The 24,856-nt window shown below is 47.4% G+C and carries 25 protein-coding genes; 14 read left to right on the top strand and 11 right to left on the bottom strand.

Annotation, left to right across the window (positions count from 1 at the left end; all coding sequences use genetic code 11):
• Positions 1–227: 227 nt before the first annotated feature.
• The 7 genes from BBEV_RS13840 to BBEV_RS13810 all read left to right on the top strand — a co-directional run bounded on the left by BBEV_RS13840 (position 228) and on the right by BBEV_RS13810 (position 7,770).
• Positions 228–788 (top strand): RNA polymerase sigma factor, encoded by a 561-nt coding sequence (locus BBEV_RS13840; protein ID WP_069366005.1) that lies wholly within the window; start codon positions 228–230, stop codon positions 786–788.
• Positions 785–1,612, top strand: a complete 828-nt coding sequence (locus BBEV_RS13835; protein ID WP_069366004.1) for an anti-sigma factor — start codon at positions 785–787, stop codon at positions 1,610–1,612. The genes BBEV_RS13840 and BBEV_RS13835 overlap by 4 nt, the downstream gene beginning before the upstream one ends.
• Positions 1,613–1,808: 196 nt before the next feature.
• Positions 1,809–3,188, top strand: a complete 1,380-nt coding sequence (locus BBEV_RS13830; protein WP_069366003.1) for a copper amine oxidase — start codon at positions 1,809–1,811, stop codon at positions 3,186–3,188.
• A 30-nt stretch (positions 3,189–3,218) separates the two neighbouring features.
• Complete coding sequence (locus tag BBEV_RS13825; RefSeq protein ID WP_069366002.1) at positions 3,219–3,905, top strand: class F sortase; 687 nt, start codon at positions 3,219–3,221, stop codon at positions 3,903–3,905.
• 299 nt (positions 3,906–4,204) lie between these two features.
• Complete coding sequence (locus tag BBEV_RS13820; RefSeq protein ID WP_069366001.1) at positions 4,205–5,875, top strand: SLC13 family permease; 1,671 nt, start codon at positions 4,205–4,207, stop codon at positions 5,873–5,875.
• Positions 5,876–6,020: 145 nt separating this feature from the next.
• On the top strand, positions 6,021–7,547 hold the full coding sequence (locus tag BBEV_RS13815) for a multicopper oxidase family protein (RefSeq protein WP_069366000.1): 1,527 nt from the start codon (positions 6,021–6,023) through the stop codon (positions 7,545–7,547).
• A gap of 25 nt (positions 7,548–7,572) precedes the next feature.
• Positions 7,573–7,770: an SHOCT domain-containing protein gene (locus BBEV_RS13810; RefSeq protein WP_198155012.1), complete on the top strand. Its 198-nt coding sequence runs from the start codon at positions 7,573–7,575 to the stop codon at positions 7,768–7,770.
• 151 nt (positions 7,771–7,921) lie between these two features.
• Here the strand turns inward: BBEV_RS13810 and BBEV_RS13805 are convergent, their stop codons facing one another.
• Positions 7,922–8,923, bottom strand: coding sequence for a tRNA dihydrouridine synthase (locus BBEV_RS13805; protein ID WP_069365998.1), 1,002 nt, complete (start codon positions 8,921–8,923; stop codon positions 7,922–7,924).
• A 569-nt stretch (positions 8,924–9,492) separates the two neighbouring features.
• Positions 9,493–10,017, bottom strand: a complete 525-nt coding sequence (locus BBEV_RS13800) for a TetR/AcrR family transcriptional regulator (RefSeq protein WP_198155011.1) — start codon at positions 10,015–10,017, stop codon at positions 9,493–9,495.
• A 229-nt stretch (positions 10,018–10,246) separates the two neighbouring features.
• On the opposite strand from BBEV_RS13800, the gene BBEV_RS13795 reads away from it, so the two are divergent.
• Positions 10,247–11,008 (top strand): SDR family oxidoreductase, encoded by a 762-nt coding sequence (locus tag BBEV_RS13795; protein WP_069365996.1) that lies wholly within the window; start codon positions 10,247–10,249, stop codon positions 11,006–11,008.
• Positions 11,009–11,115: 107 nt separating this feature from the next.
• Here the strand turns inward: BBEV_RS13795 and BBEV_RS13790 are convergent, their stop codons facing one another.
• Complete coding sequence (locus tag BBEV_RS13790; protein WP_069365995.1) at positions 11,116–11,559, bottom strand: Dps family protein; 444 nt, start codon at positions 11,557–11,559, stop codon at positions 11,116–11,118.
• Between the two features lie 285 nt (positions 11,560–11,844).
• Between BBEV_RS13790 and BBEV_RS13785 the strand changes: the two genes are divergently transcribed.
• Together BBEV_RS13785 and BBEV_RS13780 are read left to right on the top strand one after the other, a co-directional pair.
• Positions 11,845–12,165, top strand: coding sequence for a thioredoxin family protein (locus BBEV_RS13785; protein WP_069365994.1), 321 nt, complete (start codon positions 11,845–11,847; stop codon positions 12,163–12,165).
• 383 nt (positions 12,166–12,548) lie between these two features.
• Entirely contained in the window at positions 12,549–13,751 is a 1,203-nt protein-coding gene (locus BBEV_RS13780; protein ID WP_069366762.1) for an ISL3 family transposase, read from the top strand.
• Positions 13,752–13,823: 72 nt separating this feature from the next.
• On the opposite strand, the gene BBEV_RS13775 is transcribed toward BBEV_RS13780, so the two are convergent.
• Together BBEV_RS13775 and BBEV_RS13770 are read right to left on the bottom strand one after the other, a co-directional pair.
• Positions 13,824–14,252 (bottom strand): hypothetical protein, encoded by a 429-nt coding sequence (locus BBEV_RS13775; RefSeq protein WP_069365993.1) that lies wholly within the window; start codon positions 14,250–14,252, stop codon positions 13,824–13,826.
• A gap of 108 nt (positions 14,253–14,360) precedes the next feature.
• Positions 14,361–15,041, bottom strand: a complete 681-nt coding sequence (locus BBEV_RS13770) for a Crp/Fnr family transcriptional regulator (RefSeq protein WP_069365992.1) — start codon at positions 15,039–15,041, stop codon at positions 14,361–14,363.
• A gap of 148 nt (positions 15,042–15,189) precedes the next feature.
• Between BBEV_RS13770 and BBEV_RS13765 the strand changes: the two genes are divergently transcribed.
• From BBEV_RS13765 to BBEV_RS13755, 3 genes are all read left to right on the top strand, one after another.
• Entirely contained in the window at positions 15,190–15,450 is a 261-nt protein-coding gene (locus tag BBEV_RS13765) for a glutaredoxin family protein (RefSeq protein WP_069365991.1), read from the top strand.
• A gap of 58 nt (positions 15,451–15,508) precedes the next feature.
• Entirely contained in the window at positions 15,509–15,949 is a 441-nt protein-coding gene (locus BBEV_RS13760; protein WP_069365990.1) for an OsmC family protein, read from the top strand.
• Between the two features lie 155 nt (positions 15,950–16,104).
• Positions 16,105–16,539: a GNAT family N-acetyltransferase gene (locus BBEV_RS13755; protein WP_069365989.1), complete on the top strand. Its 435-nt coding sequence runs from the start codon at positions 16,105–16,107 to the stop codon at positions 16,537–16,539.
• Positions 16,540–16,596: 57 nt separating this feature from the next.
• On the opposite strand, the gene BBEV_RS13750 is transcribed toward BBEV_RS13755, so the two are convergent.
• Together BBEV_RS13750 and BBEV_RS13745 are read right to left on the bottom strand one after the other, a co-directional pair.
• Entirely contained in the window at positions 16,597–17,946 is a 1,350-nt protein-coding gene (locus tag BBEV_RS13750) for an FAD-dependent oxidoreductase (RefSeq protein ID WP_069365988.1), read from the bottom strand.
• Positions 17,947–18,160: 214 nt separating this feature from the next.
• A complete protein-coding gene (locus BBEV_RS13745) occupies positions 18,161–18,427 on the bottom strand; it encodes a TIGR03643 family protein (protein ID WP_069365987.1) in 267 nt (88 codons plus the stop codon).
• 160 nt (positions 18,428–18,587) lie between these two features.
• Between BBEV_RS13745 and BBEV_RS13740 the strand changes: the two genes are divergently transcribed.
• Positions 18,588–20,018, top strand: coding sequence for a DASH family cryptochrome (locus BBEV_RS13740; RefSeq protein WP_069365986.1), 1,431 nt, complete (start codon positions 18,588–18,590; stop codon positions 20,016–20,018).
• 57 nt (positions 20,019–20,075) lie between these two features.
• Here BBEV_RS13740 and BBEV_RS13735 read toward each other — a convergent pair whose 3' ends face one another.
• The 4 genes from BBEV_RS13735 to BBEV_RS13720 all read right to left on the bottom strand — a co-directional run bounded on the left by BBEV_RS13735 (position 20,076) and on the right by BBEV_RS13720 (position 24,576).
• Positions 20,076–21,125 carry a 2,3-butanediol dehydrogenase gene (locus tag BBEV_RS13735; RefSeq protein ID WP_069365985.1) on the bottom strand — a complete coding sequence of 350 codons (1,050 nt, stop codon included), beginning with the start codon at positions 21,123–21,125 and terminating at the stop codon, positions 20,076–20,078.
• Between the two features lie 39 nt (positions 21,126–21,164).
• The gene (locus BBEV_RS13730) at positions 21,165–22,439 is read right to left on the bottom strand and encodes a dihydrolipoamide acetyltransferase family protein (RefSeq protein ID WP_069365984.1); all 1,275 of its coding nucleotides are present in this window, start codon (positions 22,437–22,439) and stop codon (positions 21,165–21,167) included.
• An 85-nt stretch (positions 22,440–22,524) separates the two neighbouring features.
• Positions 22,525–23,559 carry an alpha-ketoacid dehydrogenase subunit beta gene (locus BBEV_RS13725; RefSeq protein ID WP_069365983.1) on the bottom strand — a complete coding sequence of 345 codons (1,035 nt, stop codon included), beginning with the start codon at positions 23,557–23,559 and terminating at the stop codon, positions 22,525–22,527.
• A gap of 15 nt (positions 23,560–23,574) precedes the next feature.
• Positions 23,575–24,576 carry a thiamine pyrophosphate-dependent dehydrogenase E1 component subunit alpha gene (locus tag BBEV_RS13720; protein ID WP_069365982.1) on the bottom strand — a complete coding sequence of 334 codons (1,002 nt, stop codon included), beginning with the start codon at positions 24,574–24,576 and terminating at the stop codon, positions 23,575–23,577.
• Between the last annotated feature and the right edge of the window lie 280 nt (positions 24,577–24,856).

The raw sequence follows: 24,856 nt of genomic DNA, 5'->3' as shown, positions 1-24,856 counted from the left end.
AGTGAGATAAAAGCCGGTTTTCCGGAAAATGTCTGATAGTACCTGTATCAAGCATTAGTGAAATTCGGGGCTTACTCCCCTGCTTGTTACGACAATTAGCCTGTTGCGTTTGATCGCTTCGATTTAGGGAACGGGGAATAGTAACGAAATTTCAGATAGATGTGATCCAAAACGTCCGCTCCAACGTTAGCATAAGTAAGGAGACTACTCACAGTGAGGAGATGCAGATGGGAAAACATGATGATCTGACGCTTTATCAACGTGTGCAGGAAAAAGATAAGCACGCCTTAGAAGCGCTTTATGACAAATATGAACGTCTTCTTTATTCATTTTCCTATAAGATGGTATCAGATCCTCAAGCAGCCGAAGAGATCGTGCAAGAAGTGATGATCAAGCTGTGGAAAGGAAAAGGCGTGTATTCACCTGAACAGGGGAAGTTCTCGTCATGGTTGTTGACGATGACGAGAAATACTGCGATTGATTACCTCAGAAAGCAGCAGAAAGTCAATAACGAGGAAGTTCATACTGAAGTTGAACTTCAGGACAAACAGCCTGGACTTGAACAGATGGTTGAATGGAAAGAACAACGGGAGCGAATACGTGGAGCCATGAATACATTAAAAGAAGATCAGCAGAAAATTATCGATCTGTTTTATTTCAAAGGGTATTCTCAGACGAAAATAGCCGAAATCGTGGACATCCCGCTTGGCACGGTCAAGGGCAGGATCCGCTTGGCATTAAAGCATCTGAAGGCGGAATTATATGAAGAGAGGGGGGATTTGCAATGACTGACCGCAACTGTGAGCAGCTGATTGACTATTTTAATCATCAATTATCTGATGAAGAAGCAAAAACGTTTGAAGCGCATCTGCGGAATTGTGAATCCTGTCAGGAGGAACTGAAGGAATTGCAGGAACTGACTGACGAGCTTCCCCTGCTCTCGGAGCCTGTTGAACCGCCGGATGGCATGAAACATCGTGTGTTGTCAAATGTATTTGAAGAGAAGAACACGCCTGCTGAACCGGCAACACCGATTACTGCCACAGAAATTGGAAAACCTAGGAAACAAAGAAACAGAATCTATCCTTTTGTTTCCGGTGGCTTGGCCGCAGCCCTGCTTCTTTCCCTGATTGGAAACGGGTATCTATGGAATGAACAGCAGGAACTCAGTCAGGAAAGAGAACAACTTGTATCGGAACGCAACCAGATCGAGTCGGATTACTTTGCTTTACTCGATGAAGTGGAAACACCTGATGAAGATGGCGGAGTCTCCGATATCCTGCTGGCTTCGAATCTTGCATCAACAGATGAAGAAGAATTCCAGGGACAGGGGACGGCGACGATCATCTCGGAAAATGGCAATGTGGATCTGGTGATTCAGGTAACCGATATGCCCGAAGCCACAGGAACAGAAGTGTTCCAGGCATGGATCATTGAAGGTGAAACCCCTTATCCGACAGGCAGTTTCAATATCGATGAGGAAGGTAATGGTGCTGTAAGCTTCAGAATCAGTGACATGGACGATATTCAAATCGATCAGATCGCGATTACCCTCGAACCTCAACCGAACAACCAGGAGCCAGAAGGACAGATGGTTTTGGCGTCACAATAATACTAAAAGCAATACCGGCTAAGAAGTCTCTGGACTTTTCAGCCGGTATTTTTTATGGACTGTAAATGCGCTCGTAACGGTTTTTCTGAAGACTAAATTAATTTTTTCATAAAAAATGTTCGAAAAAGTGATCCGTTTTGATCCAGCCGTCGTTAGCTGGGGTAAGAAAGAACAAAAAACAAAGGAGATGGTTTAGATGAATTTGAAAAGAACATTGACGGTTTTACCACTGAGCGCGGCGCTTTTATTCCCGGCAGGTGTACTCGGTGCAGATCATGGAGAAGAAGAAAATATGGATCACGGCAGCGAATACGAATTGAATGTGTCCACGCCGGCATCGGATTTACGGGCAACACTTGATTTGTATTTATCAGAGCACGCATTTCTGGCGATCGTTGCCATGCAAAAAGGCATTGACGGAGCGGAAGATTTTGAAGATGTCGTTGCTTCACTGGATCATAATACGGAAGATTTAACCGCAGCGATTGCCAGCGTTTACGGCGATGAAGCAGGTGACATGTTCCGTGATATGTGGAATGATCATATCGGTTTCTTCGTGGACTATGTCACTGCCACTGCCGAAGAAGATGAAGAAGGCCGGGAAGAGGCACTTTCAGCACTGGATAATTACAGAGCGGAATTCTCTCAGTTCTTAGAAGGTGCAACCGATGAAAGACTTGAAGCAGATGCCTTGGCAGAAGGCCTTCAAATGCACGTGGATCAGCTTGTCTGGGCATTTGACCAGTACAATGAAGGTGATTTCGATGCAGCCTACGAGAATGTCCGGGAAGGCATTCACCATATGTTCGGTGTAGGTAAAGGCTTATCCACAGCGATCGTGGACCAATTTTCAGATGACTTTGGCGGCACAAAGGCCGACACGCCGGCAGCTGACCTTCGCGCCGATTTGAATCATCTGTTGTCCGAGCATGCGGGACTCGCGGCCATTACGATGCAAAAAGGCATCGACGGTGCAGATGATTTCGAAGCCACGGCAGGTGCTTTGAATCAGAACACAGAGGAACTCAGTGCAACGATCGCATCCGTTTACGGTGATGACGCAGGAGAAGCGTTTGAAGAGCAGTGGAGTGACCATATTGATTTCTTTGTAAACTATGTGGTTGCAACAGCTGAAGAAGATGAAGCCGGGCAACAGGAAGCACTGGATAACCTGGATGGCTACAGAGTTACGTTCGCAGAATTTCTTGAAACAGCAACGGAAGAACGTCTGGATGCCAGTGAATTGGCTGATGGACTGCAGATGCACGTGGATCAGCTGGTCGGTGCTTTTGACAGCTACGTGGAAGGCGACTATGAAACGTCATATGATAACCTTCGTGAAGCGTATGCCCATATGTTTGGTGTCGGTGAAGGCTTGTCAGGTGCGATTGTTGATCAGTTCCCTGAAAACTTCGAATCCGGCATGCCAAGTGAAATGCCGCAAACCGGCATGGGCGGTATGAGTGCACAGGACCAAGGTGCAAGCTGGATCCTCTACGCAGCAGCTTCATTGTTCCTGGCATCAGTGATCTTCATGATTGCAAGACGAAAAAATACTGGTCAGGAAGTGCAATAAAAAGATTGTGACGAAATAAAGGTGATCAGGATGAAAAAATGGCTAATCGGATTAACTCTGGTCCTTGCAGCCTGCGGATCAGAAAATGGTGAACCAATCGATAACGGTAACGATAATGCCGAGACGATGACTGAAGAGCCCGTTAATGAGGCCAGCGCCGTAGAAGAGGATGAGGTTGACCAGGTGTCAGCCTCTCCATTAACACTACCTTCGGAAATTACGTCCGGCGGAGACGGTTCTTCGGTTATGCGTTATGAACGAGATGGTATCGTTCCCCATCGGATTGAAATACCCGCGATTGGTGTCGATGCAATCATTGAGGAAGTCGGGTTACTGCCCGGTGGACAAATGGATGAACCAACTGAAATGGATGAAGTCGCTTGGTACGAAGGCGGTTATATGCCCGGCGAACAGGGAAGTGCTGTTTTGGCAGGGCATGTGGACAGCCGGACAGGGCCAGCGATCTTTATTGATCTGGAAAAGCTAGAAGCCGGCGATGAAATCATTGTCACCGATGAAGAAGGAACAGAAAAGGTGTTCGTGGTGCAAAATAGTGAAAGTTACGATCGCAATGATGCACCGCTTCAAACCATTTTCGGCTATTCTTACCGCAGCCAGCTGAATCTGATTACATGCACGGGTGAGTTCAATACAGAAGCGGGGACTCATGATGAAAGACTTGTTGTGTATAGCGTTCTGAAAGAGGATTTAAACTGAAAACCATCATGATTTCAATAAATTCTCCATCACGAAACCGGTGATGGAGAATTTTTTTGAACTGAAAGACCATATCGAAACCAAGGTGGGTGCAGTGTAAAAACCCTGTATCAGCAGTCTTCGTAAAGGGTTTCCCGGATTAAAAATGAACAGATTTTATCGAAATTAAGCGCATTTTAATGTAAGCGCTATCATGAGTGAGCTGATTGGTTCTTACAGGTTTTCCATATCTTATATGACCGGTGATATAATTTCCTTGGGGAACTTTTTGAAAATTATAAAAAGGGGAGTGAGGTAGTATGATCGCAGTAAAAAATCTTTGGCAAAAGGCATGGGAAAGTCATGACCGGATTAAGGAGCTTCTCAGTTTCATGAGTGCGAGGGGGAAAGGTGAACCCCCATCGGGGGATCGTGGCCGGATGGAAAAAGTGTCCGGGAAAATGACCGGAACCTACAGGGAACCCTCTCCTGACGGCAGGGATTTCTCGAGAAAACAAGTGGTCGGTCTTCTTTTAGGTCCGATATTATTTCTGTTGATCTTATTATTTCTTCCGGCAGAAGATTTACCAGCGACAGCCCGCGGAGTATTGGCGGGAACAGCCTGGATCGCGACCTGGTGGATCACCGAAGCGATCCCGATTCCGGTCACTTCGCTTTTGCCGATCATCATTTTTCCTTTTGCTGCGGATATCCCTGTAGCTGAAGTCACACCGAATTACGGTAATAATATTATCTTTCTTTTTCTTGGTGGATTTATCATTGCTTTGGCGCTTGAGCGTTGGAATTTGCATAAACGGATTGCCATTACCATTATTGATTTTATCGGAACCAGTCCGAAGCGGTTGATGCTCGGCTTTATGCTGGCGACCGCAGTCCTTTCCATGTGGATATCCAATACGGCGACGGCGATGATGATGGTTCCGATCGGAACTGCGATTATTTTTCAGCTCTCTCATCTGATTGATGAGAGTCCGGTTGAAAATGCGAAAGAGCAAGCAGAACGCTTCTCCAAGGGGCTCATGATTGCGATTGCATATTCCGCATCCATCGGCGGACTCGGGACGATTATCGGAACACCTCCCAATACCATCCTCGCCGGGCAATTAAATGAATTATTCGGGATTGACCTGTCGTTTGCCGGATGGATGGCGTTCGGGGTGCCACTCTCTCTTGTTTTGCTGGGTATTGCCTGGTTTTATCTGGTCACCTTTGCATTTCCGATGACATTAAAGAAAATACCGGGCGGGAAAGAAGTCATTGATGGCGAGAAAAAAGAACTCGGAAAAATCAGTGCCGACGAGAAAATGGTTCTGACTGTTTTCGGATTAACAGCCCTTGCCTGGATCTTGAGATCGTTCGTGCTGCAGGAATATGTGAATGCGAATATCAATGACGCAATGATTGCAATCACCGGAGCGGTCATGCTGTTTTTAATCCCATCGTTCAAATATCAGGGGGTCAAATTGATGAACTGGGAAACGGCCAAAAACGTGCCGTGGGGAATCCTGATTCTCTTTGGGGGAGGTCTGGCCATTGCAGGCGGTTTTACCGATACAGGCCTTGACGTTTGGATCGGTTCACAGCTGACTGTTCTGGCTGGTATTCAATTTATTGTGATCGTTCTGGCAGTTACCGTATTGGTCATTTTTCTGACGGAGATCACATCGAACACCGCTTCGGCGACGATGCTGATGCCGATCATGGCGGCGTTCGCCCTGGCGATAGACGTTCATCCGTTTGCGATGATGATTCCTGCAGCCGTTGCGGCGTCCTGTGCATTTATGTTGCCAGTCGCTACACCTCCGAATGCCGTTGTGTTCGGGTCAGGGTATTTGAAGATGGGGGACATGGTCAAAGCAGGGATCTGGATGAATATCATTTCAGTACTCATTGTCGTTGTATTTGTGATGCTGCTCTTGCCGGTTGTTTTCGGTATTGATTTGCAGACATTCCCGGGGCACCTTGAATAAAAATAACAAAGGGTAAGTTGAAGATCCTGTGCTGCATTGAACTGATGCAGCACAGGATCTTTTTTGAAATGACGAAGTCTCTCCATCATTTCTTGATAAATGGCTTGTACACTTACAGTAGCTGATCAATAGGAGGATGATGGTAATGAACAAAAATGGCCTGTTATTAGGAGCCCTTTTGATCTTAGGGATTCTTCTCGGGATGGTGATTTCCCACTCGATGACGATGGACCAAGGACCCGGCATGTCAGGTGATGAAACGCAGAGACAGAATACGACTGACGATTCAGAGGCATCAGAAGATGCGTTGACTGACAACGAAAACCGTAATGACAGGGAAATCCCGTTGCCGATCCCGCCAGTTTTGGAAGATGAAAATCCAGAGGACGGGAAAGCAGAATTTACGCTGACAGCGCAAATTGGAGAGACTGAATTTTATGAAGGGCAGCCAACAGAAACCTATGGATACAATGGCGATTATCTCGGGCCGGTGCTTCGTGTCAGAGAAGGCGACGAGGTCACGGTGAATGTGGAGAATGCACTGGAGGAAGAGACGACGGTTCACTGGCATGGTCTTGAAGTGCCGGGTGAAGCGGATGGTGGTCCGCATTCGGTGATCGAGCCCGGTGGCATCTGGAGACCGGAATTTGAAATCAAGCAGCCGGCGTCAACGCTTTGGTTTCATCCGCATCCTCATCATAAGACAGGCGAACAGGTTTATAAAGGACTGGCGGGACTTCTTTTGATTGAAGATGATGCATCGGATGGTCTCGATATCCCGAAAGATTACGGGGAAAATGACATCCCGTTAATAGTGCAGGATAAAGAGCTGAAGGATGATGGAACGTTTGACTATAATCCGGGCATGCAAGATATCATGATGGGACTGCACGGTAATACGCCTTTAGTGAATGGTGCAGTCGATCCATACACAGAGGTGCCTCAAGGAAAAATGCGCTTTCGGGTCCTGAATGGCTCCAATGCCCGCACCTATGACTTTGAACTTAGCGGTGGGCAATCGTTCCATCAGATTGCAAGTGATGGCGGTTTTCTGGAAAAACCTGTTGAAATGAACAATCTGACACTTAGTTCTGCGGAACGTGCAGAATTGATCGTGGACTTTTCGGATTTTGAAGAGGGAGATCAGGTTGAATTGAGAGGTGAAGGAACGCGGTTAATGACTTTTGAAGTGACTGGGGAAGATGGGTTTCAGACCGCATTACCGAAGCAATTGGTGGATATTGAACAGTTAGATCCGGCCGATGCGGATGTCACAAGGCAATTTGTAATGGGTGGTATGGGGCCGCATGTAAACATCAATGGCCGGCAGATGGATATGGACCGGATCGACGAAGAAGTAACGTTAAATGATATTGAGGTATGGGAAATTTCCAACGAGTCCCAAGGTATGATGGGCGGAATGATGGGAGGAATGGGGGAACGGGGGATGATTCATCCGTTTCATATCCACGGTATCCAGTTCCAGGTTCTCGACCGTAATGGTGAAGCGCCGCCTGAAAATGAAAGAGGCTGGAAAGATACGGTGCTCGTCCAAGAGAATGAAACCGTCCGGATCATTGCCAAGTTCTCTGAGCCTGGAGTCTTCATGTATCACTGTCATATTCTTGAGCATGAAGACGTTGGCATGATGGGGCAATTTGAAGTGAAATAGGAAAACAGGAAGGGAGGCGATAATGGTGGGTTTCGGTTTTTTGATACCAATTCTGATCGTTGGCGCACTGGTGTATGTAGTCATGAATGGGAATGGATTCGAAGGGAAGCTTTCTCAAGATCGAAGGGAAACAGATGCCAGACAGATCATCAATGAACGGTATGCCAAAGGAGAGCTGAACGAGGACGAATTTGAACAGATGAAGAAAAAGCTGACGGATTAAACGGAATAGAAAATAGAAAAGTACCTGGTGCTGAATGTTTTTGCATCAGGTACTTTCTGTTTTTGACATCCTTAACAGGAACGAAGGATAACTAACGGCAACCAAGGCTTTAGCCTAGCGGTAGTTCAAAACCAGATATTTTGATCACTTTCTAATGAAATGTTTCTGCTAAACTGGCAGATTCTTCTACTGAATGACTGTCATAAGAATCGAGGATTTCCCGTACCTCATCTGTTGATTTCGTTTCCATCAGGCGCTTTCGCAGTTCACCGGCACCCGGAAAGCTTCGGACATAAATTTTGAAGAAGCGCTGAAGCGGGGTGAACGGTCTTCGTTCTAATTCTTTCGTGTATTTGTCATGCAGATCGAGCTGTAAGCGCAACAGATCAAGCAGCTCTTCGCTTGAGTGTTCTTTTTTTTCTTTTTCAAAAGCATACGGATTTTTGAAGATCCCGCGTCCGATCATGATCCCGTCCACACCGTATTTTTCAGCGAGTTCAACTCCCGCTTCCCGGTCTTCGATATCCCCGTTAATGGTCAGGAGCGTATGCGGAGCAACCTCGTCCCGGAGCGCTTTGATCTCAGGAATCAGTTCCCAGTGAGCGGGAACATCGCTCATTTCTTTTTTCGTCCGCAGATGGATGGACAGATTGACAATGTCCTGTTCGAGAATATGCCGGAGCCAGTTTTCCCATTCCTCGATTTTCGAATAGCCGAGGCGCGTTTTCACACTCACCGGCAGTCCTCCTGCTTTGGCAGCTTCAATCAGTTCTGCAGCGACGTCCGGACGCTTGATCAGCCCGGCTCCCTTTCCGTCCCCGGCTACGTTCGAAACAGGACAGCCCATATTGATATCGATGCCTTTGTACCCCATCTCTGCCATGGCAATACTCATCGTCCGGAAATGCTCCGGCTTGTCTCCCCAGATGTGCGCCACGATCGGCTGTTCATCTTCTGTAAACATCAATCTTCCTCGCAGGCTCTCTCTGCCAAGTGGATGACAGAAGCTGTCCGAGTTGGCAAACTCGGTGAAAAACACATCGGGTGCGCTGGCTTCACTGACGACGTGACGGAAGACAACGTCCGTGACAGCCTCCATCGGGGCCAATATAAAAAAAGGTCGGGGGAGGTCTTTCCAAAAATTAGTTTTCATAACAGGTCGTTCCTTTCTATGGGAGAGGGTGTGTTCCTCAAGTGTTTTTCAACATTCAGACTGATGGTCTCACCGGAAAAAAGCAATATCATCAGCTGAATAATACCTTAATGGCTCTGCCGGAAAAGTGCAAGGGAAAAATCGCAGGTTATACGAGAAAATCAGAATGATGTAATTCGTACAAGTTGCTGTAGAATGTAAACAAAATACATCGGCCGCGAAAGGGTACCCTGATAGCGTTATAGTCTAATGTATATCGGGTGTCCTTATTTTGCCATTTTTTTATAAGAGCGAGGAGTCACGCAGTTCCGTCAGGTCCGGATGAATACTCCCGCCACTTAATTTCTAACGAAATTTGAAGTCGGGGATTCTAGGATATCGACTTTCAAGATGACGATTAACCGCTAGTGGAGTTGACAAAGTGGTGTGCTAAAAAAGCCCAACCCCGCTATCTCATTGGTCTTGCCTTTGGGATTGCATTTTTGTTGTAAATCGAATGATGTCGCTCCACTTTTGGCTATATCGGTTCGTTTTCATATATATTTTTGGCGAAAGCACAATGCGCGATGTCAAGGTTGAGGCGCCTCTCCAACGGGTTGCTGCCTGAGGATTTGGATAAGTTGACGGGACATGTAGGAGGATGAATAACAAAAGTCACTTCTGACCCATTCTTTGATCAGGCCGAATAGAGCATGAGCATAGTAACTGATAAAGAGATGGGGTACGATGTCAGTCTGTGCCATTTGTCCTGAAGGCACAACGTCCTTGGCTAAATGTTTCAGCGTGTCAATAATCCGTTCCTGCACACCAGGTATGACTTTTGAGTTTAGCACGGCGGAATAGAAGCGGGCATGCTCGTAAACGTGATCGAATATTTTGATGTGACCCGGTGTCAGGTCTTTCAGAGAAAAAGGATGTAAATCGGCATAGGGAGAGCGGAAGGCGTCGGCGAGTTCAATCAGGACGTGATCAATGAGTTCAGTGAGGAGCTGCTCTTTACTGTCATAATGCTTGTAAAAAGTACCGCGATTGAGTTCTGCCTGCTGGACGATTTGCGTCACCGACAGTTTATCCAGGGGCTGATCTTCAGCCAAGAGCAGTAATGCGTCATGCAAAGCTCTTTTGGACTTACTGATTCGCCGGTCTAGGCTCATAAACAGCTCACCGCCTATCTGTTGATTTTCTCTTATTATAGCAACAAAAGGCGCACGATTACAGATTAAGCAACAAATGCACTGAATTTGTTGCTTATTGCCATGTGAAGCGAGGACTATAATTGATGTAAATGTAAGCGCTATCAAAAGTGTTCAGGGGGGAGATTAAATGAAATTATCGGGGAAAGCAGCCGTTGTGACCGGGGCGGCATCAGGCATGGGAAAGGCGATTGCGAAATTGTATGCAAAAGAAGGGGCAAAAGTGCTGCTTGCGGATCTGAATGAAGCAGGCGCGCAGGCAGTGACGGAGGAGATTATTGCGGATGGAGGAGAAGCAGTCGCATTTAAGGCCAACATGGCAGTCCTCTCAGATGTGGAAAACATGATCGATACCGCTGTCAGTACCTTTGGCACACTGGATATTCTCGTCAATAATGCCGGTATCATGGATAATTTCGAACCGGTAGGGGAAATAGAAGAAGACCGCTGGGATCTGATCTTCGATGTAAACACGAAAGGTGTGATGCGTTCGATGCGTAAGGCCCTTGCCATCTTCATGGAAAAAGAATCCGGTGTAATTGTCAATATTGCCTCCACCGGGGGCTTCAGCGGAGCTCATGCAGGAGCCACTTATGGTGCAAGTAAACATGCAGTGATCGGTTTGACTAAAAACACCGGCTTCTTCTATGCGAAAAAAGGGATCCGTTGCAATGCGATTGCGCCGGGAGCAGTTGAAACAAATATCGGCTCAAGTATGACGAATATCAGCCAATTCGGCATGGAACGGGCGGGGATGACGCACGGGTTATCGCCGCGTACCGGCCAGCCGGAAGAAATTGCTCAGGCAGCGCTCTTCCTGGCTTCTGAGGACTCCAGCTTCGTCAATGGCACGGTATTGACCGTAGATGGGGGCTGGACAGCCTCGTTCTGACGACAGATACCAGCCTGCATTTTTCGTCTGATGACTGCGTATCCTGTATAGTCAAATAAAAAAATCTGCCACTATTATAGAGGCAGATTTTTCATGCTCAGTTAAACTTATTGCACATATTGTTTCAACATCCAGTTATGCTTATCAACAGACTGGCGAAGGGCAATCATCATATCCGCTGTGACATCGTCACCTGCTTCGTCCTCAAGGGATTTGATATCCGCGTTCAACTCTTTCGATAGCAAGTTGAAGTCACTGATCAATGTGTCGAGCATTTCCTGATACGTTTTCTCACCGTCAGCTTCCTTGATCGTGGCGTGCTGAAGGTATTCGGTCATTGTGGCTACCGGGCTTCCCTGGGCTGCAAGAAGACGTTCAGCCAGTTCATCAATGTGCAGCGCAGCCTCGTTATAGAGTTCTTCGAATTTCTGATGCAGTGTGAAGAACTGTGTACTGCCGACATACCAGTGATAATTGTGTAATTTAACGAATAATACATTCCAGTTTGATACATGTCTGTTCAGGATTTCTTCTGTTTTAGCATGTGCCAATTTTGATCATCTCCAATTCTCATAATCAGTCTACATTATTATATATTAGCCTGAATCCGATCGTTTAAAACGTCTTTTACAGGACATGATTCAGAAGGACTGAAGCGTCCCATGCGCAAAACGGTTATGACGAATCTTGACTTCCTGAAATGCGGAAAGGGAAATTACATATTGTGATTTTCTGACTTAATATCCTGATCTGATTTGATTTAGTATGGGGGCATACAGATTCCGCAGAAACTGTTATTATACAATGACAGGAATCACATGAAGGAGGTTTATGAAATGAAGAATCGAATTACATCGACTGAGGTCTTCACATCATTGATCGATACAACGGATACGGTAGCTGTAAAATTTGAAGCAGACTGGTGCCCGGACTGCAAGCGGATGGATTTCTTTATGGATGATGTGTTAAAGGACCATAGCGATTTAAAGTTGTATGAAGTCGACAGTGATGCGTTGGCAGAGCAGGCTGAAAAGTATGATGTGATGGGCCTTCCGAGTATTCTGCTGTTTCGAAATGGCGAAAAAACCGCCCATCTCCACAGCGCTCAGGCGAAAACCCCTGAAGAAGTGAAGGCATTTTTGCAAGAACATCTCTGATAGAACACCATAGGAATAAGCCGAGGGCAACATGCGCCTCGGCTTATTTTTTGGCTCTAAAATATATGCTGGGGTTTAGAAACAATTGCGGTTCTCTCTTCGAGGTGTTTTTCAAACGCTCACGGCGGACGCTTGCCAAGGGGCTTGTCTTCAGCTAATTCTGTCTCAGCTTTGCATCGTCAGAATGGATCTTCAGACTGCACTGATCCCTCTGGCGTCGCCGCCTGTCACTCATGAAAAACAAGCTGATTTGTTCAAAGACAGTTTGTGACATGGCCACAAATTTGGGGATAAAAAACACGCAGGCTCCTCTATCCTTTACACTTGAATTGACGAGAAACAAAGTGAAGGAGAGGATCTGCGTGCATACTACTGATTTTAACATGAATTTTCCGGGGTTAGAAGAAGCGATCGTCACGAAAACAGCCATTGTTGATGGGGAAGTACACATTCATATCGAGATGGAACGTGAGCCGCACAGGTGCCCATGTTGTTCTGAATGGACGAGTAAAGTCCATGATTACCGGATCCAGAAGGTGCAACACCTGAAAATGTGGGAACGACCTACGGTCTTGTTCTATCGTCGAAGACGTTACGTGTGCCGATGCGGCAAGCGATTTTCTGAACAGATTAAACTGGTGGAGCGTTACCAACGACACACTTTGGAATGGAATCAGGCGTTGGGACTCCGTGTGATCCAGGGAAAGAATTTCACGGACACGGCCAGACAGTTTCATACGTCTCCGACCACCGTGATGAGAAGGTTCGATCAGATCGCTGCCCCTATGTTGTCGGAGGTGAAGGAGCTCCCTTCGGTCATTGCCATCGATGAGTATAAGGGAGACACCGAAAAAGGGAAATATCAAGTCATGATTGCAGATGGTTTGACAGGAAAACCATTGGATATTTTGCCGGACCGTGCGGTCCAAACCGTCAAACGTTATTTACAACAGAAAGGCAGTCAAGTCCGGATCGTGGTTATGGACATGAGCCATTCCTTTAAATCAGCGGTAGACCAGGCATTGGGCAAACCTGTTATTGTCGCCGACCGGTTTCATTTCTGCCGTTATATCTATTGGGCGCTGGACCGGATTCGGCGCCGTGTACAGAAGGAATTCCACGAATATGATCGGAAAAAGTGTAAACGGATGAAGCATGTTTTTCATAAACACGCGCAAGACTTAACGGAGAAACAACACTGGTATCTTCAACGCTATCTGTCTTTGTCAGAAGAGCTTCGTGAAGCCTATGAAGTGAAAGAAGCTTATCGCGATTGGTTTGAAACGGCGAAACAGGCTGGGCAACATGATGTGCGAAGCGTAAAAGAAGAACTTCATCTGTTCTATCAATGCGTGGAGGCATCGGAGATGCAAGAGTTTCAAGACGTCCCGAAAACATTCCGAAATTGGGAAGTGGCCATCCTGAACAGCTTTGCCTATGGTTATACAAACGGTCCGATCGAAGGGTTAAACAATCAGACGAAAGTGATCAAACGAAATGCATTCGGATTCAGACGATACGATCGTTTCCGATTCCGGGTATTACTGCATCATCAATTCAAAAATGAACATTTTCAAGTAGGATAAAGGGGCAGCGGCAAAATGCCACTACCCAAACAATTGACTTAGAACCTATTTTTTAAGATCCCGATCTTCCACTTACTTCGTTGCGGGGATTGTGTTGGTGAACCCGGCTTTAGAGGTGAGCAGCTTATAGACGACAGCGACTATGACGGCGAAGAACAGGTGAGTGCCTAAACTCATCAGCTGATCCATCGCAAATGCGTTCATCAGCATCGTACCCATTCCGAGCATCATCGGCATGATGACCAGCGGACCGATCACCCAAATCACAACTCCGAAGAGAATCGTAAACAGCGGCAGGTTATTGAATTTAGGAGCCAAAACCGTGAAGGAAACCCCGAAGACGATGCTGATGATCATGTGAATGAGCCAACCGACGAAAAGACTGCTGCTTCCTGCCATCATGGCGATCATTTCAATCATGCCCATCATCTGCATCAGAATACCAAAAATAAGTCCGCCCGTAAGTCCTGCAATGACACCATAAATCAGATTGTTTTTCATTTTGCATCACGCCTTTCGATTAGGATACATCAAGCATACGATGATCCATGATGAAAAGATGTAATGCCGGGTACAAAAAACTGAATATTCAGTTTTTAATAAGCGTCATCAGGAAAGTTCGAGCATTTCTTTGACTTCATCTGCCTGAATGTGCATGCGCAGCTGTTTTTTGATTAAACCATCCTGTTTCAGCTGGCTCAGGATGGCGGATGTGGTTTCCCGGGTGGCACCGATCATATTGGCCATGTCCTGGTGGGTAAGTTTCATGTTGATGGATTGCCATTCTCCTTTTCGGGTACCTGTTCGTTCACTGAGTTTCAGGAGCAGGTATAATAAACGGTATTTCACATCACTGTAGGCGATTTTTTCAGATAAGCTGTAAACCTCTTTCAATCTGCCAGACAGAATATTGATAAATTTCACAGCGATCTTGGGATTTTGCTCGATGAGACCTTCGAATTCAGATTTTCCAATAATACAGAGATACGTATCCGTCATCGCTTCCGCGTAGATTTCATTATCTGTTAATGATAATGAAGACGTCTCGCCAAAGATATTTCCGTCGACGAGGATGTCCATCGTTAACTGTTTGCCTTGTGCATTCATATGATATAAACGGACCTGACCTCTTTTTAACAGAAAAAGCGCTTCAATGGGCTGATCCGGAGACAGGATGACAGTGCCTTTTTTGACAGGACGCATTTCACTCAACTCATCAATCAGTTTCAATTCATCCATCGGAAGTTCATTGAAGAGATTGATCTCTGAGAGCAGCATTAATTTATCCACGATGCCCACCTCCATGTTTGGTTTCGATCTAAGTTTACTATAGCATGATCAGCAGGCATGTATGACAGATTACAGAAATAATGATGTGCGTCCTTTAGAATGAACCTATCAACTCAAACAGCCAGAACAAAACAAAAGGAGGCCTCTCATGGAAAGGATAACCCTGTATACGATCCCGGGCTGTTCAAAATGTGCTTCTGTCCGAAAACATTTTGACAAGTGCAAGATATCATATGTCGAAGCCGATCTCTTCAGTGATCAGAAATTCGTCCAGGAAATCAAAGCTTATGCAGGAGAAGTGAGAGCCCCTGCTGTGGTGATGGGGAATTTTGTGTTGACGGAATACGAAGAGATCATGCAGGTGTTCTCCACAGAAACGGAATGTCCTTCGGGTGAGAATCCGTCATAAAAAAAGACGTGTGAATCGTCGGAAGAACGTGAACAACATCAATAAGGAGGAATGTTTTGTGGCACAGAAAATGGAATTTGAAGTAACCGGATCAGCAAAAGGGATGAAATCAACACTTACGACAAAACAACACACGGTCATCATCGATGAACCGGAAAATATGGGTGGTGAAGACACCGGGCCGGATCCACTGGCGAATATGCTGGCATCTCTTGCAGGCTGTGAAAACGTCATTGCCAATATGGTTGCTAAGGAAATCGGTTTTGATTTGCAGGGGATCGACTTTCGCGTAACTGGCGAACTCGATCCCCGTGGCCTGATGGGTGATAAAGACGTCCAGTCTTATTTCCAGCAAGTCGGGATTGAAGCGACGGTGCAAACGTCAGAATCCGAGGAGCGCATTGAGGAATTGAAGAAAATAACGGACGAACGTTGTCCCGTGTTTACCACTTTCGTAGCAGCAGGGATTCCGATTGACGCTACTTGGAAAAAAGCATAACCAAGACAAGACAGAAACGTCCCGGACAATTGACGCCAATTCCGGGGCGTTTTCTTTATTGAGTCAGGGCTCTGTTTTTTTGTGAGAAATGATAGAATAGTTTCAGGAGCAGATCACTAATCAAGGCTCTGCGTGATCAAAAGGGGGGAAGTGAAGTGAGTGAAATCAGCGTTATTGAATTGACCGAAGCAGATGAATTCAGAGCGGCCTTTCCTGTGATGAGACAGCTGCGAACGCATCTGGATGAGGGAACATATCTTGAACTTGTAAATGAAGCGATTGAAGTGAACGGCTACCGGATGTTTGGATTGATTGTGGATGATTATCTCTTAGCGGTCACGGGCTTCATCCCGATGACGAACTTATATGACGGGCGTTCGATCTGGATCTGTGATCTTGTGACCGATCAGCAGGAACGCTCCAAAGGGTATGGTGAAATTCTCTTGCAGTTTGTGCAGGAATGGGCTTCGGACAACGGTTATGAAAAAATTGCTTTGTCATCAGGCCTGCAGCGGACGCAGTCGCACCGTTTCTACGTGGAACATATGGATTATGAGCGGGCAAGCTTTGTGTTCAAAAAAGACCTGTGATCAGGATTATCCACGGAAAAACGCCTGAACTGAATCGTCAGGCGTTGTCGTCAATGCTTATACGGTTGCGTGCTCACGGGATTCAAAAGCTGCAAGTCCAGCTTTGTTCATGAAATTCCATGGCTGATTAAAATGAGGCTGGAAGAAAAAGTCGACAAAAGCCAGGTCATCAATCGTCATCCCCGTTTGAACGGCGAGGCTGAACGTATTAATGGACTGTGTCACATCGGCTTTCGATAAGACTTGAGCACCTAAGATCCGCCGGGAATCGGGATCGAAGGTAACTTTCAAATGAACATTTTCAGATGTCGGCATAAATTCGGGACGGTGATTTTCATGAATCGTGACGCTTTTCACATTTGCACCCAACATGTTTGCTGTCGTTTCTGTTAAGCCTGTGGAGGCCATATTCAATCCGAAAATGTGTAGACCAGATGTCCCCTGTGTTCCGATGTGACGGGACTGTGGTGCCATGATGTTTCGTGCAACCAGTGTTCCCATGCGTACGGCGTTTGTGGCAAGTGGAATGTAGGTGTATTCCCCTGTCGGATTGTAACGGACCGCACAGCAATCACCTGCAGCGAAGATGTTTGGGTGACTCGTCTGCATATAATCATTCACAGTGATCGCGCCGTTTGACAGCATATCCACCTGTCCGGCAAGAAGATCGGTATTCGGGCGGAATCCGACACAGAGTATGACCAGATCCGTTTCGACGCGCCCGTTTTGTGTGTGAACGGCCTGAATGGTTCCGTCGCCTTCAAAACGGGTGACCGATTCACCGAGGCGGAGGTCGATGCCTTTTGCCTCAAAATCCTCTTCGACGACATCAGTAAACTCTTTATCGAGATATTTATTAAGGATGCGGTTTTCGCCATCAATCAGCGTCACTTTTTTGCCCGCTTCCTGAAAAGCTTCGACAAGTTCAACGCCTATATAGCCGCCGCCGACGACTGTGATGCGATCGGCTTTTTTGGATTGCTCAATGATCCGGTTCGCCTGATTATAATTTTTGGCGAGGAGTACATTTTCAAGATGAACACCCGGAATTGGCGGGACAACAGGGGCTGAGCCTGTCGCCATAACGAGGCGGTCGTATGCATCCGTCCGTTTTTGGCCACTGTTCAAATCCACGACATCAATGGTCTGGTTATCGGTGTCAATCGAGGAAACGTCATGTTCCATATGAACGTGGATCCCCATGGCTGTCAGTTCCTCGGGTGAAGAATAGAACAGTTCCTGCGCATCCTTCACGACACCGCCGACATACAGGGCGAGGCCGCAAGAGAGAAAGGATACATTATCGTTTCGTTCATACACGTGGATCTCAGCTTCCGGATAGAGGTGGGCCATATTCCGGACGGCGGCTGTTCCTGCGTGTGTACTTCCAATGACTGCGATTTTCATGTTGATGTCCTCCTTTATGTTGTGAAAAGATTCACTTAACTGCTCAAAAATAAAACGCCACACTGACATTTTGTTTGTGATGCGCATCACAATTAATACTATGTCCATAGTGTAAAACATCGCTTAATGATGTGCAAGTCTAATGCTCAGTGGTGAACATAATTTATTTTCGACGACTTTTTGCGGACGAGCCGTGACAACTTTTTCTGTTGTATCAATAAGTAAGAGTTTTCTGTAACGGAGACCGGAAGCGTTTGACTTCCTTTGAGCGCAGTGCTTTGTGTTTTGTGGATCGTTCATTCACTCGCTTTCGCCACATGCGAAAGGATGAGGATTTCATTTCTTTTCGCATCAGTTTAATGACCTCTTTTTCTTTCAGGCCAAATTGCAATTCGATGAGATCAAAGGGGGTCCGGTCTTCCCAAGCCATTTCAACGATGCGGTCAATGTCTTCAACTGATAAGCGTTCAGTACCTTTCATAGCTCGATGCCTCCTTAGAATCAGTTCGTGTATCGGATTGTATCAGATCGCCTGCTCATCATCGAACAATATGCTCTCTGATTTTCAGGATTAAGCGGTGATGATCAGGGGCATACTCAAACATGGAGAAAAAAGTGCAACACCGAGGGAGTGAGAAGTGATGCAATTGATCTGGTACAGGCAGGATTTACGGACTCACGATCATGGGCCGCTCATCCGTGCGATGGAAAAAGAAGCAGGGATTGTCGGACTCTACATCCATGATGAGCGTCAGGATGAGGAGGTCTTGCCTGGCGTTTATCGAATGGGCCAAAACCGGCGAAGGTTTCTCGCTGAGAGTCTCATTGAACTCGGAAAGGCACTTCAAAGACTCGGCATATCGTTCACGATCAGATCTGGTGACGTGGTGGATGAAGTTTCCTTTGCGATTCGTGAATACGGTGTGGAAGAGGTTCTTGTACAGGATCATCCCAGCGTATGGGAGAGGAGGGAACTGGAACAGCTCATGAACCGCCATCCGGAAATAAAATGGTCCATCTTTGAAGGGCATACACTCATCAAACAAAAAGATCTGCCTGTGAAGCTGGGCGATTTCCCGATGTCCTTTTCGACATTCCGGGGGAAACTGGAGAAATATCTGGGCATTCCGAAAAAGCATTCAGCATTTTCTATAGAAGATCAGGGGCTGTTTACTGAGATGGAAAGTAGAGTGTCTCTGATGTATCAACAAGCAGAAGGGGTCACTTTCAGCTTGCCGGACTTTATGAAAAGCTGGCTGGACGGGAAGAAAGGCATTGTGCAAGGCGGGGAACGTGCTGGCTTGGATCGGCTCGACAGCTATGTCAGTCAAAATGGCGGGGTGTATACCTATAAAGAAACCCGGGATGGTCTTTTCGATTTTGAAGACAGTTCTAAATTATCATTCTGGCTCAGTCGCGGAGCCCTTTCACCAAGACGGGTCTATCAGGCGCTGATGAAGGTGGAGGCCGAACATGGCAGAAATCTCTCCAGTTACTGGCTTTTTTTTGAGCTGCTGTGGCGTGATTATTTCCAGTGGCTCATGCGGGCAACGGACGAGCGCCTGTTTGTAAGACAAGGCTTGTTGAACGACAGTCTCCCTTGGCATCAGGATCAGGAAGCCTTTCAAAAGTGGAGGCAGGGAAACACCGGGTATCCGTTGGTCGATGCCGCGATGGCTGAACTCAATCAGACGGGTTTCATGAGCAACCGGGCCAGGCAGAACGCTGCAAGCTTTTTGACGAAGAACTTAGGAATCGATTGGCTTTGGGGAGCGGCATACTTTGAAGCGATGCTGATCGACTTTGATCCGGCGAGTAACTATGGCAACTGGGCCTATCAGGCCGGAGTGGGAACTGACCTCCGGGAGTTGAGGGCATTTAACGTGATCGGACAGGGGAAACGCTATGACCCTTCCGGGGATTACGCACGCTATTGGCTTCATCTGCCCAAAGAGCTGCCAGGTCACGTGGTCTATGACCCGGCCAAACTCAACATGCATGTAAAGTATGCTGAGCCGATGGTTGATCTGGATCAATCCATACAGAATCGGAAAAAAGAACTCGGGATGTGAACAGAAAAGGGCCCCATTGCAGTATGATATGCAACGGAGCTCTTTTGTGATGAAAGCTTATGGTGTCACGATGATCTTTACCTGGCTTTTATCGTTTAAAAGCTTCTCAAAGCCTTTGTCGACAACATCATCAAGGCCAATACGCGATGTGATCATCTGATCCCCGGAGAAATAACCCTGTTTCATCAGTTCCATCACCTGCGGATAAATGTTCCGGTAGGCGATGATCCCTTTCATCGTCCGTTCGGCAATAACCAGGTCATTTGGCTGGAAAGATGCTTCCTCTTCCCAAATGCTGACGATGATCATTTCACCGCCGGTATGGGTGCTGTGCAGACATTGCTTCAGAACGGCAGGAATGCCGGTGACTTCGAAGGAGAAATCAACCCCGCCGCCTGACAGTTCATGGATTTTTGCCACGGGATCTGTTTCTTTCGGATTGATCACAATCGCGCCAAGTTCTTCTGCTTTTTTCAGGCGCGCCGCGGATACTTCGACCGCATAAATAGTCGAGGCGCCGGCTGCTTTCAAGGCATCGATCACCATCAGTCCAATCGGCCCTGCGCCGAAAACGGCAGCAGTATCACCGGCTTTCAAACTGCTTTGGCGGACGGCATGCAATGCAACAGCCGCTGGCTCGACCAGTGCCCCTTGTTCTGCGGATAATCCTTCCGGAACAGGGTGCACCATATGTTCACCGAGGACCGTGTATTCACTGAAACCGCCACCGCCGCCTGAGAGACCGTGAAAGCCAAGGAATGGGGAGAGGTTGTACTTCTCATCGACATAAGCACCATCTTTGGATGGAGCCAAAATCGGTTCGATGGCGACATGATCGCCGACCTTGACCCGGCTTACTTTGGAGCCGACTTCCACCACTTCTCCTGCAAACTCATGCCCCATGATGATCGGGGCTTTGTCGCCACTGATCGGGTGGGGGTCGTTCACAGGAATAAAGATCGGCCCTGCCGCATATTCGTGGAGGTCACTTCCGCAAATGCCGCAACAGCTGACTTTTACTTTTACCTCATGCTCTTGTTTGATCGTCGGTGTGTCCACTTGTTCGACTCTGAGATCTTTTGCTTTATACCAAACGGCTGCTTTCATGATGAGATCGCTCCTTTTGTCTAGCTATTATTTTATGGTTTACCACTGGTCCAGCGTCATCAGGGCATGCGGTTCTTCAAGCAGTGTGACAAGAGTGGCGAGGAACTGACTGGCAGGATCACCATCCACAACGCGGTGGTCGAAGGTCAGGCTTAATGGCAGACGAATCGCTTCTATTGGCTGGCCGTCTTTCATGACGAGGGTCTTTTCTCCTGCACCAACGCCGAGAATGCCGGTTTCGGGCGGGTTCAGGATCGGCGTAAAGAAACCAATACCGGAAGCGCCGAGATTGGTAATCGTAAAGGTGGAACCTTTCATTTCATCCTGAGCGAGTTCATTGTCTCTGGTTTTTTGACCAAGCGTTCGTATCGCACCCGATAACGCCAGCGTGCTCATCTGGTGAGCGTCCTTAACAACCGGGACCATGAGACCGCGTTCCATGGATGCGGCAATGCCGAGATGGACCTGTTTGTATTCGTAGATGGTATTGTCCACAAGCGCGCTGTTCATAAATGGATGCTTCCTCAAGGCGAGGACGGTGGCCCGGGCGACGAGATCCGTCACGGTGAGTTTGCGGTCTCCGTGGACGGTTGCGAGTGATTCGTTCGTCTCTTTTCGAAACGCCATCAGTCTTGTTACATCGGCATAACGCATCATCGTGAGTTGCGCTGACTGGTGAAGGCTGTCATTCATCCGTTCACCGATGACTTTACGGATGTTGCTGTAAGGTTTTGATTCAAACGCTTCAGCAGGTGCCTGAGCTGTTTCAGGTTCTCCGGCAGCAACTTGTTCAGTTGCCGGCTTATCCGAGGTGTCTTCTTGTGCCGCTTTCAGAATATCCTCCCGGGTCACACGCCCTTTCGGACCGGTTCCCGTGACATCGTTCAGATCAACGCCTTGTTCTTTGGCGAGTTTTTTCGCTGCTGGTGATATGCGTTTGCGCGGTTCGTCAGCAGTTGAAGCAGCCTGTTGTTTCATCGAAGCAGCCTGTTGTTCTCTCGCCGGTTCGGGCTTGGCTTGAGCGGCAGGTTCTTCTTGTTTGGCAGGCTTTTGACCGCCTGTATCCGCAGATTCACCTTCCTGACCGACAACGCCGATGACTTCACCGACTTTGATGGTTTCATCCACTACCGCAGCGATTTTCAACAATAACCCGTCCTGCGGAGATTCCACGTCATTTTCAATTTTTTCGGAGCTGATGGATACAACGGGTTCACCTTTTTTGACGGGATCGCCCTCTTTTTTATGCCAGAGAACGATGGTTCCCTCTTCCATACTCATGCCCATCTTCGGCATGACAAGTTGTTTGGCCATATGCTGAACGCTCCTTCCTGTCTTCAATTGGCGGATTTGGTCATGAAAACAGGGTGTGGTCATGACACACACCCTGCGTTGGCATTCAGACGGTCATGGTGGTGTCGTCTGCGATCATGTCATTGACGGCGGTAATGATTTTATCTGCGGAAGGTAAATACATATCTTCAAGTACCGGTGAGAACGGTACCGGACAATGCGGAGCAGTGATCCGCTTGATCGGCGCATCGAGGAAATCAAATCCTTTGTCTGCGACCATCGCGGCGATGTCTGTCGCCATGTTGCAACGCGGATTGGCTTCGTCGACAATGATCAGCCGGTTCGTTTTCATCACGGAATCCAGAATGATCTGTTCATCGAGTGGGGACATGCTCCTTGGATCTACCACTTCCACGTTCAATCCCTTTTCTGAAAGCTGGGCGGCTGCATCGAGAGCGGTATTCACTTGCTTACCAATGCCGACAATCGTGAGATCCGTTCCTTCACGCTTCACCTCACCTTTTCCTAGAGGGACGGTGTAGTAACCTTCAGGGACTTCACCTTTCATGTTATAAAGCGTCTTATCTTCAAAGAAGATGACCGGATCATCGTCCTCGATGGCGGCAAGGAGAAGACCTTTTGCGTCATATGGGTTGGAAGGTACGACGACCTTGATCCCAGGAATGGCAGTAAACATACCGTAAAGACTCTGGGAGTGCTGGGCGGCAGCCCGGAAACCAGCCCCGTGCATGGTACGAACCACAAGGGGTACTTTCGCTTTCCCGCCGAACATATACCGGAGCTTGGCGCCCTGATTCATGACTTCATCCAGGCAGCTGCCGATGAAGTCGTTAAACATCAGCTCTGCAACCGGACGCATACCCGTCGCGGCACAAGTGACCGCAGCGCCCATGTAACCTGCTTCGGCAATCGGCGTATCGAGTACCCTGTCACGGCCAAATTCAGTGGCGAGCCCCATGGTGACACCCATGACTCCGCCCCAGGCTTCACTGTCCTGGAGATGATCCACTTCAGCACCACCGGCTACGTCTTCACCCATCAAAATGACATTCTCATCCTTACGCATCGCCAATTGCATGGCTTCACGAATCGCTTCGGAAAAAGTTATTTGTCTTGTCATGTGTTCGTTCCTCCTTTATTCAGACTGGTAGTTCACGTAAACGTCAGTAGTCAGATCTTCAATTGTCGGATCCGGACTTTCCTCAGCGAAACTCACTGCATGAGTCACAGCTTTTTCCACATCCTGATCAATTTGGTTCAGCTCATCCTCGGTCATCAGGCTGTTTTCTAAAATGTAGCTGCGAAAACGGACAATCGCATCGTCTTCACCCAAGTGCCGCTCTTTATCTTCAGCGGTTTTATATTTCTGTGCATCGCCTTCGAAGTGTCCGTAGTTCCGGTAGGTTTTGCATTCAATCAGGCTTGGGCCTTCCCCGTTACGCGCCCGGTCAACGGCGCGCTGAGCTGCTTCATAGACAGCGACCACGTCTTTCCCGTCGACGATTTCACCTGGGATATTATAGCCTTGTGCCCGATCGGCAATGTTGTCGCAAGAAGACGCATACTCAAACGGAGTGGCTTCTGCATACCCATTGTTCTCAGCGACGAAAAGTACCGGAAGATCCCAGATGGCTGAAAGGTTAATGCCTTCATGGAATGTTCCATGGTTGCCGGCACCATCACCAAAGAAGCAGGCAGAGACACCGCCGGTCTTTTTCAGTTTTGCGGTTAATGCAGCACCTGTAGCCAGCGGAAATCCGCCGCCGACAATGCCATTGGCTCCGAGCATGCCTTTTTCCACATCGGCAATATGCATGGAACCGCCTTTACCGTTACACAGCCCGGTGGATTTTCCGTAAAGTTCTGCCATCATTCCGTCAAGCTCACAGCCTTTCGCAATACAGTGGCCATGACCCCGGTGGGTACTGGTGATGGTGTCTTTGTTATCGAAGTGGGCGCATACGCCAACAGCAACTGCTTCTTCTCCTGCATACAAGTGAACGAATCCAGGCAATTTTCCTTCTCCGAACAGATCGTGAACCCGGTCCTCAAACATACGGATTTCCTGCATTTTCTGATACATCCAGCGCGCCTTTTCCGTCGTGATTCCGGTGACTTCTTTCTCAGAAATTTTCATTCGTTCTGCCTCCTTTTTTCGTAAGTGAATCTGTCAGACACGTAATAGAACAATAACTGATCGCCAGGAAACCTCACAAAGGGCAGACCACCTCCTAAAAGAGTTGTTCACATTAAAAAGTATGCAATATCCATGCCAATAGTAAGCGCTTACAAAAAATAATTTTTATCCTTTCGAATATGGGGTTACAGGCTGCTTCGAACCGGGAGGGGTATGTGAGTGCATAAACAATCGGGACAAAATGATAAAGTGTCCCATTTTGTCCCGATTTATCTCTTTT

The sequence above is a fragment of the Salisediminibacterium beveridgei genome (assembly GCF_001721685.1).
In the GTDB taxonomy this organism is placed as follows: domain Bacteria; phylum Bacillota; class Bacilli; order Bacillales; family Salisediminibacteriaceae; genus Salisediminibacterium; species Salisediminibacterium beveridgei.
Note: the sequence above shows the minus strand (reverse complement) of the source record. Positions and strands in the feature narration are given on the sequence as shown.

Bases quoted from the DNA above. Each gene is read 5' to 3' on its own strand.
- BBEV_RS13740 (WP_069365986.1), top strand. From the start codon at position 18,588: ATGCAATTGATCTGGTACAGGCAGGATTTACGGACTCACGATCATGGG.
- BBEV_RS13720 (WP_069365982.1), bottom strand. From the start codon at position 24,576: ATGAAAATTTCTGAGAAAGAAGTCACCGGAATCACGACGGAAAAGGCG.
- BBEV_RS13815 (WP_069366000.1), top strand. From the start codon at position 6,021: ATGAACAAAAATGGCCTGTTATTAGGAGCCCTTTTGATCTTAGGGATT.
- BBEV_RS13725 (WP_069365983.1), bottom strand. From the start codon at position 23,559: ATGACAAGACAAATAACTTTTTCCGAAGCGATTCGTGAAGCCATGCAA.
- BBEV_RS13835 (WP_069366004.1), top strand. From the start codon at position 785: ATGACTGACCGCAACTGTGAGCAGCTGATTGACTATTTTAATCATCAA.
- BBEV_RS13745 (WP_069365987.1), bottom strand. From the start codon at position 18,427: ATGAAAGGTACTGAACGCTTATCAGTTGAAGACATTGACCGCATCGTT.
- BBEV_RS13735 (WP_069365985.1), bottom strand. From the start codon at position 21,125: ATGAAAGCAGCCGTTTGGTATAAAGCAAAAGATCTCAGAGTCGAACAA.
- BBEV_RS13805 (WP_069365998.1), bottom strand. From the start codon at position 8,923: ATGAAAACTAATTTTTGGAAAGACCTCCCCCGACCTTTTTTTATATTG.
- BBEV_RS13830 (WP_069366003.1), top strand. From the start codon at position 1,809: ATGAATTTGAAAAGAACATTGACGGTTTTACCACTGAGCGCGGCGCTT.
- BBEV_RS13840 (WP_069366005.1), top strand. From the start codon at position 228: ATGGGAAAACATGATGATCTGACGCTTTATCAACGTGTGCAGGAAAAA.
- BBEV_RS13780 (WP_069366762.1), top strand. From the start codon at position 12,549: ATGAATTTTCCGGGGTTAGAAGAAGCGATCGTCACGAAAACAGCCATT.
- BBEV_RS13765 (WP_069365991.1), top strand. From the start codon at position 15,190: ATGGAAAGGATAACCCTGTATACGATCCCGGGCTGTTCAAAATGTGCT.
- BBEV_RS13820 (WP_069366001.1), top strand. From the start codon at position 4,205: ATGATCGCAGTAAAAAATCTTTGGCAAAAGGCATGGGAAAGTCATGAC.
- BBEV_RS13775 (WP_069365993.1), bottom strand. From the start codon at position 14,252: ATGAAAAACAATCTGATTTATGGTGTCATTGCAGGACTTACGGGCGGA.
- BBEV_RS13825 (WP_069366002.1), top strand. From the start codon at position 3,219: ATGAAAAAATGGCTAATCGGATTAACTCTGGTCCTTGCAGCCTGCGGA.
- BBEV_RS13795 (WP_069365996.1), top strand. From the start codon at position 10,247: ATGAAATTATCGGGGAAAGCAGCCGTTGTGACCGGGGCGGCATCAGGC.
- BBEV_RS13785 (WP_069365994.1), top strand. From the start codon at position 11,845: ATGAAGAATCGAATTACATCGACTGAGGTCTTCACATCATTGATCGAT.
- BBEV_RS13730 (WP_069365984.1), bottom strand. From the start codon at position 22,439: ATGGCCAAACAACTTGTCATGCCGAAGATGGGCATGAGTATGGAAGAG.
- BBEV_RS13750 (WP_069365988.1), bottom strand. From the start codon at position 17,946: ATGAAAATCGCAGTCATTGGAAGTACACACGCAGGAACAGCCGCCGTC.